The sequence below is a fragment of the Cupriavidus basilensis OR16 genome (genome assembly GCF_000243095.1).
Lineage (GTDB): Bacteria > Pseudomonadota > Gammaproteobacteria > Burkholderiales > Burkholderiaceae > Cupriavidus > Cupriavidus basilensis_D.
The window spans coordinates 57889-72345 of the sequence record NZ_AHJE01000003.1 but is presented as its reverse complement, the minus strand read 5'-3'; the positions used below and the strand labels follow the sequence as shown (position 1 = coordinate 72345).

Here is a 14457-nt window from a genome sequence, read left to right as displayed (position 1 = left end):
GAGGCGGCGCAAAAAGTCGTGGCAAGCGTTGTCTACCCAACACTCAGGGGGCGACCGGCCCTTTCAGTGCGCTTGCTGCAACCGGCGCAGCAAGCGCCGTCCGGCATCGACCACGCCCGGATCGGCTGTCATCTGGTAACGCACGATCATGCCTTCCACGCAAAGCATCGCCTCTTCGGCGATCGCCTCGGGGCCCGGCAAGCCGAGCCGCCGCGCCAGCGAACCGATAAAGGCAGCCAGCGCCGCCTTGTGCGCCACGGATTGCGCCACCTGCGTGCCCTCGCCGGAAGCACCCGCCTCGGCCACCGCATTGATAAACGCGCAGCCACGAAAATCCCCGCCGGTAAACCAGTCGGCCAACGCATCCGCGATCACCTCCAAGCCTGGGCTGACGGCGAAACGCGCTTCCACGTCCTGCTCGAACCAGCCCATCCAGCTCTCGTGGCGTCGCGCCAGGAAGGCCGAGATCAACTCGTTCTTCGACGCGAAATGCCGGTACAGGGACATCTTGGCCACGCCGGACTCGGCGATGATCTTGTCGATGCCGGTCGCGCGCAGCCCGTCCTGGTAGAACAGGCGGGCCGCGGTATCCAGGATGCGTTCGCGGGCGGAGGGCGTGGCCATGGCTGAAGTGTTCCTTGCTACAAAAAGTGGGGGAATTATCCTTGATCGGGCCGTCCGGCTTGAAGCCCGAGATTTAAAGCCCGAGATCACTCAGGCTTGCATGGTCGTCTGGCCGGCGTCCCAGGGGCCAGAAGAACTTGCGCTCGGCCTCTTTGATCGGCGCATCGTTGATGCACGCAAAGCGCCGCTGCATCAGGCCGGCTTCGTCGAACTCCCAGTTCTCGTTGCCGTAGGAGCGATACCAGTTGCCCGAATCGTCGTGCCACTCGTAGGCAAAACGCACTGCGATGCGGTTGCCGCCGAACGCCCACAACTCCTTGATCAGGCGGTAGTCCAGCTCCTTCTGCCATTTGCGCGTGAGCATGCCAACAATGGCCGCGCGCCCGTTCACGAACTCCGCGCGGTTGCGCCACGCGCTGTCGACCGTGTAGGCGAGCGACACGCGCTCAGGGTCGCGGCTATTCCAGCCGTCTTCGGCGCCGCGCACTTTCTGGATAGCGGTGTCACGGGTAAACGGGGGCACGGGCGGGCGGATTGCGGGATTGGACGACATCGGTTTCTCCTGGCTGCGACAGCAGTGGGATTCAAGAAAGATGGGCTGCAGCGCGTTTGGCTACCAAACAATGATACAGACCTGTCTACATTATTAGGGTAGACAGGTCTGTATGTCAAGACGAACTTCGCTGACATGAAAAAGCCGGCAATCAGCCGGCTTGGCATCCACGCTCAACCACTGGAGGCGCTCAGCGCGGGCGCCGCATGTGGAACAGCGCCTCGGGCCCGATCTCGAAATAATCGGCCGGCCCGCCACCGCGCAAGATCGGACGGGCCGCAGCAGTGTCATAGATGCCGTCCTTCAAGAGCGCCTTGTCCACATGCACGCCAACCACCTCGCCCAATACCAGCCAGGTCGGCACCTTGTGCCCGCCGACCCCTTCAAGCTGGATCAGCTGCGTAAGCTTGCATTCGAACGAGACCGGGCATTGCGCCACGCGCGGCACCGCGATCATGCGCGAGGCTACCGGCGTGAGCCCGGCCAGCTCGAACTCGTCGACCTCCGGCGGCACCGCCGCGCAGCTCGCGTTCATGGCATCGGCCAGCGGCCGCGTTGCCAGGTTCCAGCAGAACTCGCGGGTCTGCTCGATATTGCGCACGCTGTCCTTGTAGCCAATGCTGGCAAAGCCAATGATGGGCGGCGTGTAGTTGAAGGCGTTGAAGAAGCTATAGGGCGCGAGATTGACAATCCCGTCGGCGCCGCGCGAGGAGATCCAGCCGATCGGGCGCGGCCCGACGATGGCGTTGAAGGGATCATGCGGCAGGCCATGCCCGTTGGCGGGCTCGTAGAAATAAGGGTCGGCGGACACGTTGCAGATACGCGGGAAGAGAGCGTTGAAGACCGGGGACAGAAAACGCGATGCCCCCGCCAGAAAGTGTCGTCGGGCCAGCGCGGCCGGCCGGACAAGCTGTTGCGATGCTACCACAGTTGTCGCCCTGGCGCGTTTGCCGCGCCGTCAGCGCGAGCCCGTGTGGCCTTGCCACCCGCCGAGATGTGCGCGCGCATCGCCGCCGCTGCCGCGTCCCCGTTGCCGTCGAGCACGGCCGCCACGATCACGCCGTGCTCCTGGAAGGAACCCGGCACGCGGGCAGGATTGATGAGCCCGCGATGCCGCCAGTAGATCGACAGGCGACGACGCAGCATGCGGATCTGCTCGGCCAGGTAGGGGTTGGCACAGGCGTGATAGAGCACATCGTGGAAGTCGCGATTGGATTCCACATAGCCCGGGTGGTCGCCCGCCTCCACATAGCCCCGCCCGTGCTCGAACGCCGACGCCAGCGCCGCCCTGCCGGACTCACTGATGCGCTGCGTGGCCAGCCGCGCCACCACGCCCTCCATCTCGGCCAGCGTTTCGAACATCGCCACCAGTTCAGCCACGCTCGCCTTGTGCACGAAGATCCCGGCGCGCGGGGCGATCGTCACCAGCCCTTGCGCCGCCAGCGTCAGCAGGGCTTCGCGCACTGGTGTGCGGGAGCTGTCGAACTGCTCCGCCAGCGCGCGCTCATCCAGTTGGGAACCGGGCTTCAGCTTGCCGGCGTGGATCTCCTCCTCAATCGCCTCCCGGATCCTGTCCTGGAGCGATTGCACGGGTAAACCTCGATTTGACGGCTCTTTGGGCATATCTAAAATAAGTTTTAATATATCTAAATTACAATCTTATATGCAAAAACAAGGCAAACCGCGGCTCAGCATTGACGAAAGCGTTGCAACAATCACCTTTGAACGCCCGGAGATGGCCAATCGGCTCAGTCCATGCGATTTACAGGTACTGCGCGAGCATATCAACTCTGTCAACGCGATGGCGCACGTTTTGGTGCTGCGCTTCACCGGCACCGGCAAGTATTTCTGCAGCGGCTACGACATTGGCTCGCTCGGCAGTACGGAAACCGCCGGCGCGCCGGAGTTTGGTGATCTGATCGACCTGATCGAGGCCGCGCGCCCCATCACCATCGCAGCGGTCAACGGCGGCGTGTATGGCGGCGCCACGGATCTGTGCCTGGCCTGCGACTTCCGCGTGGGCGTGCCCCACTGCGACATGTTCATGCCGGCGGCCAGGCTCGGGCTGCATTTCTATCGGGGCGGACTGGAGCGTTACGTGAGCCGGCTGGGCGTGGATACCGCCAAGCGCCTGTTCCTGACAGCGGCCCGGCTCGATGCCGACGAGATGCTGAAGGTGGGCTTCCTGACCGAGATCGTCGCGGCCGACGCACTGGCGCCGCGGGTGGAAGCGCTCAGCGCCACGCTGGCCGGCATGGCGCCGATTGCCCTGCTGGGCATGAAGCAGGCCCTGAACCAGATCGCGCGCGGCGCGCTGGACACGGCCGCGCTGGAACGCGAGATCGCGCGGGCCGGGGCGTCGGCGGATTTGCGCGAGGGCGCCGCGGCATGGCGCGAGAAACGCGCCCCGGTATTCACCGGCAGGTAGGCGCGCGGCAGAACACAGAACACAGAACGCAAAAAACAAAACCAGGAGACAACGATGATCAAGCGGCACCCAACCCTGCTGTTCCTGCTAGCGTCTGCATCCGCTCTGGCCGGCCCCGTGCTGGCAGCGGACGGCTTCCCAATCAAGCCGATCCGCGTGGTGATCGGCTTCCCTGCCGGCGGCGGCGCCGACAACGTGGCGCGGCTGTATGGCGAAGCGCTCTCCAAGGAACTCGGGCAGCCGGTCATCATCGACAACAAGCCCGGCGCGGGCACCACCATTGCCGCCGACACCGTGGCCAAGGCCCAGGCCGATGGCTACACGCTGTATATCGCCACGGCCAGCGTGATGGGCGGCGACAAGGTCCTTTACAAGAACATCCGCTACGAGCCCACGGACTTTGCGCCTATCACGCGGCTGACCGTCTCGCCGCTGCTGCTCGCGGCCAACAAGGAATCCGGCATCACCAGCGTGGCCAACCTGCTGGCGAAAGCCCGTCAGCATCCCGGCGCGCTCAACTACTCGTCCTCCGGCAACGGCGTGATCACGCACCTGGCCGGCGTCCAGTTCACCAAGCTGGCCGACGTGCAGCTTACCCACGTGCCCTACAAGGGCGGCGCGCCGTCCGCGCAGGCGGTGGCCGCCGGCGACGCGCAGCTCACCTTTGCCACGCCGGCTTCCGTGCAGGCCATGATCGATACCGGCAAGGTGGTCGGCATTGCCGTCACCTCCGCCAAGCGCTCTGCAGTGCTGCCGAACTATCCAACCATTGCTGAAGCCGGCATCAAGGGCTACGACGTAACCAACTGGTATGGCCTGTTTGCGCCGGCGCAAACGCCACCGGCCGTGATCGAGAAGATATTCGCCGCATCCAGCAAGGCCCTGGCCAGGCCCGACTTGCGAGCTCGGCTGGCAAGCCGCGGCGAGGAAGTCTCGCCGTCGGCATCGCCAGCGGAATTCAAGCAGTTTGCGCAGCGCGAAGGCAAGACCATCACGGAGCTGACCCTGAGCAGCGGCGCCAAGATCGACTGAGCCACGGCACCCCCTCCACTCTCACCGATGACCCCGGGCCTGCCCGGCCCAAGAGGATTTCCATGAATCGCATTGCCGCAGACCTCCCGCTCGCGGGCTTTACCGTGGTAGACCTGACCCGCGTGTTGGCCGGTCCTTACTGCACCATGATGCTGGCCGACCTTGGCGCGCGCGTGATCAAGATCGAGAACCCCGAAGGCGGTGACGACTCCCGGCACGTGGGCCCGTTCATTGATGGCGAGTCGGCATACTTCGCCTCCGTCAACCGCAACAAGGAATCCATAGCACTGGACCTGAAATCCCCGCGCGACCGCGAAGTGCTCGCGGCGATGATCGCCGGCGCCGACGTGCTGGTGGAGAATTTCCGCGCCGGCGTGATGGAAAAGCTCGGCTTGACCTGGGAGGCCCTGCACACGGCCAACCCACGCCTGGTATATGCGTCGATCTCTGGCTTTGGCCAGACCGGCCCTTACCGCGACCGGCCCGCCTACGACATGGTGGTGCAGGCCATGGGCGGGCTGATGAGCGTGACCGGCGAGACCGGCGGCGCCCCGGTGCGTGTCGGTGTGTCCATCGGCGACCTGGGCGCCGGGCTGTACGCCGCCATCGGCATCCAGTCCGCGCTGCTCAAGCGCAGCCGCACCGGGCTTGGCGAGCGCGTCGATATCGGCATGCTCGACTGCCAGGTCGCGTTGCTGGAGAACGCCATTGCGCGCCACTCCGCCACCGGCGCGGTGCCCGCGCCGCTGGGCACGCGCCATCCCTCCATCACGCCGTTCGACATGTTCAAGACCGCTGACGGCTTCATCGTCATTGCGGCGGGTAACGACACCCTGTTCCAGAAACTCTGCGCCGCGCTCGGCCAGCCGGAGCTGGCTGCCGACCGCGGCTTTGCCACCGTGGTGGCGCGCAACCAGCATCACGCCGAACTCAAGACTTGCATGGAAGCGCGCCTGGCCGATGCGGACAGCGCCACCTGGTCGGCCACGCTGGAGCGCGCCGGGGTGCCGCACGGCCCGCTGCAAAGCGTGGCCGACATCGTGCAGGACCCGCATGTGCGAGCACGCGGCATGCTGCTGCAGGCCAGCATCGGCGAGGACCGCCCGATCACCCTGGCCGGCAATCCGATCAAGATCGGCAACCAATCTGGCGCGGGCGGATTCAAGCGATCGCCCAGGCTGGATGAGCATCGCGATCGACTCCTGGAGGAATTCGGCCAGCACGCTAGTGTTGGCTGACGTTGACTGAATGAAGCAGGCGGACGCACACCGTGGTCCTGCAAGACCAGTTAAGCTTGCCCCACCGCAACCACGCCGCTTGCCATGACCAAGCCGAGTACGGATCCGAGCGCGCCCGAAGCCGCGCTGGCAGTAGCGCTGGAAGCCGGGCTGAGGGCAGCCATCACGCATCTGAACCAGGGCAACATCGATGCCGCCGCCAGCTATGCGGCCGCGCTTATCGGCCGCTACCCGATGCATCCCGCCGTGTGCCAGCTGAGCGCGCAGATTGCCCTGCAGCGTGGCGATGCCACGCTGGCGCGGCGCCATATCGCGCAGGGACTCTCGCTGCGGCCGGATCACCTGCCCTCGCTACTGATCGCCGGCCGGGCGGCGCTGGCCGATGATGCGCCCGCCGAGGCGCTGCCGCATCTGCTGCGCGCCTGCGCGCTCAGCGGCAATGCCCTGGAGCCGAGCTATCTGGCCTGCGTCGCCAGGCTGCAGGTCGGCGCGGCGGATGCCGTGACGGAACTGGGCCTGCTGATCCAGCGAGCGCCGGGCTTCGCGCCAGCGTGGATCGAACTGGCGGAGACGATGCGCAAAGGCGGCGAGCTGCAAGCCGCGCTGGCGGCGCTGGACCGCGCCATTGCGCTCGACGGCAACAGCGCGCGCGCGCATTTCCAGCGGGGCAAGGTGCTGCATGCGCTTGGGCGCAAGGCCGAGGCCGCCGACGCCTTTGCCAGTGCCGTGTCGCTGGAGCCGCGCAGCCGGGAAGCGCGCCTGAACCTGGCCATCGCGCAACAGGAGCTCGGCGGCCTGGGCGCCGCGCAGGCCACGCTGGAGGCCCTCGTCGGCGCGCACCCGCAGGACTACGACGGCTGGATCCAGCTCGGGCGGGTGCGCCAGGACCGGCGTGACCTGCCCGGCGCGCAGGCCGCCTTGCGCAGCGCGCTGGCCTGCCGGCCGGACGCCGCGCCGGCGGCGGTCAACCTCGGCATCGTGCTGCAGGAAGCGGGCCAGCCCGATGCGGCCCTGGCCGCCTACGCCCACGCTTATCGCGTTGCGCCAGACACCTTCGGCCGCATTGCCCAGGCACTATGCTCGGGACCGCGCGGCCGGCTATGGGCCGACCTCGGCGCTTTGCGTGCCTTGCTGGCCAGCCTCGGCAGCCCTGGCAACCCCGGCAGCACTCAGGACTGACCGCCGCGCTCGCGCGGCGCGCGAAAGCGCTTGCGATACACGCCGGGCGTGGTCAACACCTCCGCCGCCAGCTTCTCGTAGCGCCCGGCGCCGTCCGCATCGATCGTGCCGAAGGACAGCTCGAGCTCCGCTCGCGGCACCGGGCAACACTGCGCAACTGGCGTGCCTTTGGGCAGCACGCCGTCGAAACCGGCATCGGTCCACAGCGCCGGGAAATTGATGCCCACATCATGGAAGCGGTCCGCATCGACCAGCCCGCTCAGCGTGCGGAACGGCAAATCCCAGCGGTTGGCCGGGTGCATCGCCAGCAGCGACCACCCCGCGGGCAGCGCGATGGTCCAGAAACTGTTGAATTTCAGGGCCACGGCATCCGAGTGCAGTGGCGTGCCGCCCAGTTGCTCCGGCACGTGAAAACTCAGCGGTGCGCGCGGGTGGCCGTCGATGCCCGGCTCAGGCAAGTCCCAGTCCCAGGAGAACACGCCCCGCTCCACGCGCACGTCGCATGGCAGCAGGATCACAAAGCCGTGCGTCATGGCATCGATGAACGGCGGGCATTGCTTGATGGTGCGGATGTCCCGGCCGTGCAGGGGCGAGAACGCCTTGGGGCGCATCGCCCGCACCCAGTCCGGCAACACCTGCTGGGCAGGCTGCGGGCGCGGGAGCTTGTCCTGCAGCAGCGGATCGCAACGGAAGGTCACTTGCATGGCGTGGCTAGGTGGCGGCGGTCGATGGGCCGGAGTGGCCATGCAGTGTAGGGGCGAAGAGATGAATACGTCTAGTTGCCGCGCCCGCCAGCGCAACCCTTACCAAAAGTCCGGGCAGTCCTGACAAATCGGGCGGCATTCGCACAATCTCCGCTTTGGTAGTTGCCTTCCTGCCCGCGTCCAGCCACAATCCGCGGTTTTCCGAACGCCCCGCCAGCCGCCGGCGCAACCCGCCAGTCATATTCAATTCCCAATGTCAGCCATGTTCGCGCCGTTATGAACGAATGCTGCCCCTCCCTTAGTCTTGCGCCATGTCGGATCGGCAGCGCCAGCACGGAGTGGCGAGCAACCGGCCGACAGCGGCGTACCGGGCTACACGCAGTGCCGAACGCGACACAATTTTGTGCGCGGCGGCCCGCATGATGCCATCGGCAGCGACAACGAAAAAGCGAGACAGCCTGGGATGAGCGACGTAGCCGCCGCCCCAGTGCACCACAAAGGAGACACTCCGCCATGCTTGAACAGCCGTACCCCGGCCGTGCCACCGCCCCCGGCACAGACGCGCTCGAGGCCAAAGCCATCGACGCTATCGAGTCCATCGAAGTCAAGGGTTTTCTCGACAGATACTTCCAGATCAGCGAGCGCGGCAGCACCGGACGCCGCGAGACATTGGCCGGCGCCACCACCTTCATGGCCATGGTCTACTCCGTGTTCGTCGTGCCAGGCATGCTCGGCAAGGCTGGCTTCGATAGCAGCGCCGTGTTTGTCGCGACCTGCCTGACCGCGGCCTTCGGCTCGCTGCTGATGGGCGTGTGGGCAAGGCTGCCCATCGCGATCGGTTGCGCGATCTCGCTGACCGCTTTCACGGCCTTCGGGCTAGTGCTCGGGCAAGGGCTCTCCCCCGCCGTTGCGCTTGGCGCGATCTTCCTGATGGGCGTGGTCTTCACTGCCATTTCCGTGACCGGCGTGCGCTCCTGGATCCTGCGCAACCTGCCGGCCGGCGTGGCGCATGGCACGGGGATCGGCATCGGGCTGTTCCTGCTGCTGATTGCCTCCAGCGACGTGGGCCTCGTGGTCAAGAACGCGGGTGCCGGGCTGCCCGTTGCACTGGGCAAGATCACCGCCTTCCGGTTTGTTGTGTCTCTCCTTGGCTTGGCCGCCATCTTCGGGCTGGAACGGCGCCGGGTGCCGGGCGGTATCTTGCTGGTGATCGTCGCCATCTCCGCGCTGGGGCTGGCCTTCGACCCCGCCGTCAAGTTCTCGGGCGTGTTCGCACTGCCCGCGCTCAGCGCGCCGGGCCATGCCTCGCTGATCGGTTCGATGGACATCAAGGGCGCGCTGTCGCTGACGGTGCTGCCTAGCGTGCTGGCACTGGTGATGACCGCCGTGTTCGATGCCACCGGCACCATCCGCGCCGTCGCCGGCCAAGCCGGCCAGCTCGACGCGAAGGGCCAGATCCCCAACGGCGGCCGTGCCCTGACCACGGACTCGCTCAGCTCGATCTTCTCGGCCTTCTTCGGTGGCGCGCCCGCTGCGGCGTATATCGAATCGAGCGTTGGCGTGGCCGCCGGCGCAAAGACCGGCCTGGCCGCGGTGGTAGTAGGCCTGCTCTTCCTGGCAGTGATCTTCTTCTCGCCGCTGGCCGGGCTGGTGCCTTCGTACGCGACGGCACCTGCCCTGATGTATGTGGGCCTGTTGATGCTCAGCAGCGTCAGCAAGCTGCATATGGACGATATGGTGGACGCCATGGCCGGCCTGGTCTGCGCGGTGTTTATCGTGCTGACCTGCAATATCGTCACCGGCATCATGCTGGGCTTCAGCACCCTGGTGATCGGCCGCATCGTGGCTGGTGAGTACCGCAAGCTGAACGTGGGCACCGTGGCCATCGCACTGGCGCTGGCCGTGTTCTACGGTGGCGGCTGGGCAATCTGAGGCTTGACGGCCGCGGCACTGCCCGCGGCCAGGTTCGAGAGGCGGCACCGCGCGGCCCGAGGGGCCACGCGGCGTTGCCACGCAAGCGGGTACTGAAAGCCAGCGCAACGATGACACTGGCTTTTTTGCGAAGCGGGCAGATTCCCGTCCCGCTTCCTTTTTTAGCAGCCTCGCCTTGCGCGCACGGCTGCCATTCGCACCGCCTCAGGCCGCCGCGCGCCGTTGCGGCACAGATGCCTGCACCGTCGTTGCCAGTCCCTGCGCCAGGTCGGCGATCAGGTCTTCCGGCGCTTCCAGGCCAATATGCAGGCGGATCACCGGCTCAGTGCCACGCCAGTAGGAATGCTGCGCCAGGCGCTCCGGCGCTGCCACCTGCACCAGGCTTTCGTAGCCGCCCCAGGAAGCCCCCAGCCCGAACAGCCTCAGCGAATCCACCAGCTTGCGCGCCGCGGCCACATCGGCAGTGGGCAGCGCGAACGAGACCAGCCCGTTGGCGCCCGAGAAATCCCGCAGCCACAGCGCGTGGCCCGGGTCCGAGGGCAAGGCCGGATAGAACACCCGCCCTACCGCCTCATGCGCTTCCAGGAACTGCGCCACCGCCAAGGCGGTGCGCTGATGCTGGGCCAGCCGCACGGCCAGGGTGCGGATGCCGCGCAGCGCGAGGTAGGCATCGTCCGCGCCAATGGCCAGGCCGAAGCCATCGTAGGCGTCGGCAAGGCGCCGCGCCAGCCCTTCGTCCTTGACCACCACCGCGCCCTGCATCAGGTCGGAATGGCCGCTGATGTACTTGGTCGATGCCAGGATCGATACGTCCACGCCGAGCGCCAGCGGCTGCAGCACGTGGCCGGAAGCCCAGGTATTGTCGGTTGCCACCACCACGCCATGGCGGTGCGCGATCGTTGACAGGCGCGGCAGGTCCAGCACCTCGTACAGCAGGGAGCTGGGCGACTCCAGATAAAGCAGCCGCGTGTTCGGGCGGATCAGCGCTTGCACATCGTCACGGCTGGGCGAGAAATAGCTGACCTCGATGCCCAGGCGGCGCAACAGCGTCTGTTCCAGCCTGCGCACCGGCGCGTAGACGCTGTCCACCACCAGCGCATGGTCGCCCGGCGAGAGCAGCGCGAGGAACGTCAGCGAGATCGCTGCCAGCCCCGAGGGCGCCAGGAAAGTGCGGTTGCCGCCCTCGAGCCCGGCAATCGCGTCTTCCAGCGCGCGGTGCGTATCCATGCCCTGCCGGCCATAGGCGCTGACACGCTCGCCGCGTGCGTGACGCTCACGGATATCGTCATAGGCGTCCGAGTTCTCGAAGCGCACGGTGCTGGCGCGCACCACCGGCACGTTGACCGGGCCGTGGCCCTGGACAAAGGGCGGCGTGCCGGCGTGGATCAGTTGGGTATCGCGATGATGGCTCATGGTTCCGGGATAGGGATAAGGGATAGTGGCTTGGGCCGCGCTCAGACGGCAAAGCGCAGCTTGTCGAACGAGAACACGAAGGGGTCGGCCTGCGCGCGCGGGGCCGCGCCCAGCGAGCGGTTGAGGAAGGCGCGCGTGCGCTCGCTGCGCGGCGCGCTGAAGATACGGCGGGCCGGGCCATGCTCGACAATCCGGCCACCCTCGGTGAAGTAGACCTCGTCGCTGATCTCTTCGGCAAAGCGCATCTCGTGCGTCACCAGCAGGCAGGTCAGCCCCTCGTCGACCAGGTCGCCGATCACGGTCAGCACCTCGCCCACCGTTTCCGGGTCCAGCGCCGAGGTCACTTCGTCGAACAGGATCAACTCGGGCTCCATGGCCAGCGCGCGGGCAATCGCCACGCGCTGCTGCTGGCCGCCGGACAGCTCGCCCGGATACGCGCCCGCCTTGTCGGCCAGGCGCACCTTGCGCAGCAGCGCGATGGCGGTGGCCTCAGCCTGCGCGCGGCTGCGCCCCAGCACGCGCAACGGCGCGATGGTGAGGTTCTGCAACACGGTCAGGTGCGGAAACAGGTTGTACTGCTGGAAGACAAAGCCCACGCGCTTGCGCAGCGCAATGCGCTCGGCCTCGCTGCGCAGCGCGCGCACTGCAACGCCGCCGACCGTCACCGTGCCCTGCTGCGGCTCCAGCAGGCCGGTAAGGCAACGCAGGATGGTGGACTTGCCGGAGCCGGACGGGCCGATGATCGATACCGCCTGCCCGCGCCGCACTTCCAGGTCGATGCCCTTGAGCACCGGGTTGCCGCCAAAGGCAAGGTGCACGTCCTCGAGCGCAACCAGCGGCGCGGCAGCCACGGGGACCGTGGACAACACGGGTCCGCCGCTATGTTCAGGCAACAGCATGTTTTTGTTCCAGGAAACGGGTGAAGCGCGAAATCGGATAGCACCAGGCAAAGAACATCGCCAGCACAATGAAATAGATCAGCACGGTAAAGGCCGTCTGGTTGACGGTATTGCTGGCGATCTGCGCGGTATCGAGCAAGTCGTGCACGCCCACCAGCGAGGCCAGCGCGGTGCCCATGGTAAGCGTGGCATACAGGTTCATCCACGGCGGCAGCATGCGGCGCACGCACTGCGCAGCGATGATCAGCCGCAAGGTCTGCCAGCGCGAGAACGCCATCGAGCTGGCGGCCTCCCACTGCGTGAGCGGGATCGACTGCACCGCGCCGCGCAGCACTTCGGCCACATTGGCGCTGGCCGGCAGCGCCAGCCCCACCACCACCTTGAACCAGTCGGGGAACGGCACGATATGGCTGCCGATACTCACCTCGAACGGAAACACATAGGTGGAGAAATAGATCAGCACCAGCCACGGCGCATTGCGGAACACCTGCACATACAGCGACCGTGCCCAGCACGATCGCCAGCAGACTCACGCCGATATTGACCAGGAAGCCGCGCACCAGCGCCGGCGACCATTGCCAGGCGCTGGCCAGCGCGCGCGCCAGCTCCGGATGACGGCTCGCGCAGAGCGCCACTGCCACCGGCGGCAGGAGCCACAGCAGCCCCGCATGGCGGCTGGCGCGCGACCTTGCCGGCGCCGCCAGGAAAGTCGAATCAGCGCTCGCCATAGCCGGGCATCCTCAGTCGAAGTTCGAGCCAGTTGCCCGCCTGGCTGACCACCCAGGTCAGCGCGCCGAAGAACAACAGCAACAGCACCATCAGTTCCAGCACGTTGTCGCGCTGGGTCCAGATCATGATCGAGGCGTAGGTGATATCGCCCACCGCAATCGCGGACGCCACCGCCGTGGCCTTGACCAGCTCCACGGAATTGTTGACCAGGGCAGGCAGCGCGAAGCGCACCGCCAGCGGCAATTGCACCCGCCAGAGCAACGTGCGGCGATCAAAGCCCAGCGACGCCGCCGCCTCCAGCGTGACCTTCGGCACGGCCTCGATGCCCGCGCGCAGGGCCTCCGCATGGAACACGCCCTTGTGCAGCGACAGCACCACCACCACCCACAGGAATGGCGTGAGCGGATTGCTCCGCTGCGCGTCCTGCAAGGCGTGGGTGATCAGCATGTTGAGGACCAGGAAGGCGCAGTACAGCTGCACCAGCGTGGGCGTATTGCGCGTGACTTCCACAAACGCGCGCGTGGCGCCGGCCAGCAGCGGGCTGCGCGAGGTCAGCAGTGCTACCATGCCCACCCCGGCAAGCAGGCTGCCGGCGAGCGTGCACAGCACCAGCTCCATGCTCACCCAGGCGCCATGCACGAACGAGGCACGGTCATAGGCATCGGCCAGGAACGCATAGTTCAGGCCGACGCGGCGCGCCGCATCGATCCACCAGGCAATCGCCGCATCCATCAGGAACGGCCACCCTTGAGCTTGTCGTGCAGCTCGGTGAGCGCCGGCGACGGCGGCAGGATGCCGGCCTTCTTCTCGGTGGCGACCAGCCAGCCGCTGCGGTGCCAGTTCTGCACGATGCGGTCAACCGCCTGGATGGTGTCCTGCTCGCCCTTGCGGGTCCAGATCACGGTCGGCGCGGGATTCAGCTCCGGCAGCACGATGCGGTAGTTCTGCCATTCCGGGTTGCCGCGCACCAGCGGCTGCAGCAGCGTGTTGTCGTGCACGGCGCCGGCGCAGTTGTCGCCGCGCAGGGCCAGCAGCGATTCCGCCGAGCCCTTGAAGCCCTTCGGGATGGCGCCGTATTCCACCTGCACCGGCCGCGTATAGCTGCTGCCCTGCGAGATGCACACCGTCTTGCCCTTCAGGTCTTCCCAGCGGCGGATCTCGCTCTGCTTGGGCACGATCACGGCGCCGCCCACGCGGTAGTAGGGCGTGGGCACGTGGCCCAGTTGCTCGCCGCGCTCGGCGTTGTACTCCATCGCCGCGATCAGCACGTCGACCTTGCCCTGTTGCAGGAACTGTACGCGGTTGGACGGCTGTACCTGCACCGTTTCCAGTTCCACATTGAGTTGCCTGGCCAGGTCCTGCGCCAGATCCGCGTTGAAGCCGACGGGTTTCTGCGTGGCGGGATCGATCGAGCCGAAGGCGCTGCCGGACAGCATGATGCCGACCACGATCTTGCCGCGCTGGCGGATCTTGTCGAGCGTGGCGTCGGCCTGCGCGGCGCCGGCAAAGAAGGTACCGGCGAGCACGGCGGCAGCGAAGGCGAGGGGGCGCGAGGGGCGCGGCGAAAGCGTGCGGGTCATGGTGTGTGTGAGTTCTTGTTGGCTAAATCGTGGTTTGTGCGAGGCAGCCGGCAAACTGTACGCAAGCGCCGGCGGGCACGGAACGAATAAAAGAGCCAATCGTTATGCGCTTGCCGTTGCCCGCGCCAGCACGGCGCAGCCGCATA

The 14457-nt window shown here is 66.8% G+C and carries 14 protein-coding genes and 1 pseudogene; 5 read left to right on the top strand and 10 right to left on the bottom strand.

The features are described from left to right. Positions 1-63: 63 nt before the first annotated feature. From OR16_RS01190 to OR16_RS01175, 4 genes are all read right to left on the bottom strand, one after another. Positions 64-624, bottom strand: coding sequence for a TetR/AcrR family transcriptional regulator (locus tag OR16_RS01190; RefSeq protein WP_006156142.1), 561 nt, complete (start codon positions 622-624; stop codon positions 64-66). A 73-nt stretch (positions 625-697) separates the two neighbouring features. Next, complete coding sequence (locus OR16_RS01185; RefSeq protein WP_006156141.1) at positions 698-1177, bottom strand: DUF1348 family protein; 480 nt, start codon at positions 1175-1177, stop codon at positions 698-700. Between the two features lie 190 nt (positions 1178-1367). Beyond that, entirely contained in the window at positions 1368-1997 is a 630-nt protein-coding gene (locus tag OR16_RS01180; RefSeq protein WP_423739626.1) for a flavin reductase family protein, read from the bottom strand. A gap of 101 nt (positions 1998-2098) precedes the next feature. Continuing rightward, positions 2099-2767, bottom strand: coding sequence for a GntR family transcriptional regulator (locus OR16_RS01175; protein ID WP_006156139.1), 669 nt, complete (start codon positions 2765-2767; stop codon positions 2099-2101). A gap of 73 nt (positions 2768-2840) precedes the next feature. Between OR16_RS01175 and OR16_RS01170 the strand changes: the two genes are divergently transcribed. The 4 genes from OR16_RS01170 to OR16_RS43330 all read left to right on the top strand — a co-directional run bounded on the left by OR16_RS01170 (position 2841) and on the right by OR16_RS43330 (position 7054). Continuing rightward, positions 2841-3605: an enoyl-CoA hydratase/isomerase family protein gene (locus OR16_RS01170; protein WP_006156138.1), complete on the top strand. Its 765-nt coding sequence runs from the start codon at positions 2841-2843 to the stop codon at positions 3603-3605. Between the two features lie 54 nt (positions 3606-3659). Beyond that, the gene (locus OR16_RS01165) at positions 3660-4637 is read left to right on the top strand and encodes a Bug family tripartite tricarboxylate transporter substrate binding protein (protein WP_006156137.1); all 978 of its coding nucleotides are present in this window, start codon (positions 3660-3662) and stop codon (positions 4635-4637) included. 62 nt (positions 4638-4699) lie between these two features. After that, positions 4700-5875: a CaiB/BaiF CoA transferase family protein gene (locus OR16_RS01160; protein WP_006156136.1), complete on the top strand. Its 1176-nt coding sequence runs from the start codon at positions 4700-4702 to the stop codon at positions 5873-5875. Positions 5876-5959: 84 nt separating this feature from the next. After that, positions 5960-7054 carry a tetratricopeptide repeat protein gene (locus tag OR16_RS43330; RefSeq protein ID WP_006156135.1) on the top strand — a complete coding sequence of 365 codons (1095 nt, stop codon included), beginning with the start codon at positions 5960-5962 and terminating at the stop codon, positions 7052-7054. On the opposite strand, the gene OR16_RS01150 is transcribed toward OR16_RS43330, so the two are convergent. Then, positions 7045-7758, bottom strand: coding sequence for a hypothetical protein (locus OR16_RS01150; protein WP_006156134.1), 714 nt, complete (start codon positions 7756-7758; stop codon positions 7045-7047). The two genes, OR16_RS43330 and OR16_RS01150, sit on opposite strands and share 10 nt — an antisense overlap. A 513-nt stretch (positions 7759-8271) precedes the next feature. Between OR16_RS01150 and OR16_RS01145 the strand changes: the two genes are divergently transcribed. Further along, the gene (locus tag OR16_RS01145; RefSeq protein ID WP_006156133.1) at positions 8272-9690 is read left to right on the top strand and encodes an NCS2 family permease; all 1419 of its coding nucleotides are present in this window, start codon (positions 8272-8274) and stop codon (positions 9688-9690) included. 204 nt (positions 9691-9894) lie between these two features. Here the strand turns inward: OR16_RS01145 and metC are convergent, their stop codons facing one another. From metC to OR16_RS01120, 5 genes and pseudogenes are all read right to left on the bottom strand, one after another. Then, positions 9895-11103 carry a cystathionine beta-lyase gene (metC, locus tag OR16_RS01140; protein WP_006156132.1) on the bottom strand — a complete coding sequence of 403 codons (1209 nt, stop codon included), beginning with the start codon at positions 11101-11103 and terminating at the stop codon, positions 9895-9897. A 41-nt stretch (positions 11104-11144) separates the two neighbouring features. Beyond that, positions 11145-12002, bottom strand: coding sequence for an amino acid ABC transporter ATP-binding protein (locus OR16_RS01135; protein ID WP_006156131.1), 858 nt, complete (start codon positions 12000-12002; stop codon positions 11145-11147). Then, a pseudogene (locus tag OR16_RS01130) lies at positions 11989-12730 on the bottom strand (amino acid ABC transporter permease). Before OR16_RS01130 ends, OR16_RS01135 begins: the two are co-directional and overlap by 14 nt. Next, positions 12717-13463 carry an amino acid ABC transporter permease gene (locus OR16_RS01125; protein WP_006156129.1) on the bottom strand — a complete coding sequence of 249 codons (747 nt, stop codon included), beginning with the start codon at positions 13461-13463 and terminating at the stop codon, positions 12717-12719. The pseudogene OR16_RS01130 and the gene OR16_RS01125 overlap by 14 nt, the downstream one beginning before the upstream one ends. Beyond that, a complete protein-coding gene (locus OR16_RS01120; protein ID WP_006156128.1) occupies positions 13463-14311 on the bottom strand; it encodes a transporter substrate-binding domain-containing protein in 849 nt (282 codons plus the stop codon). Before OR16_RS01120 ends, OR16_RS01125 begins: the two co-directional genes overlap by 1 nt. Positions 14312-14457 lie beyond the last annotated feature (146 nt).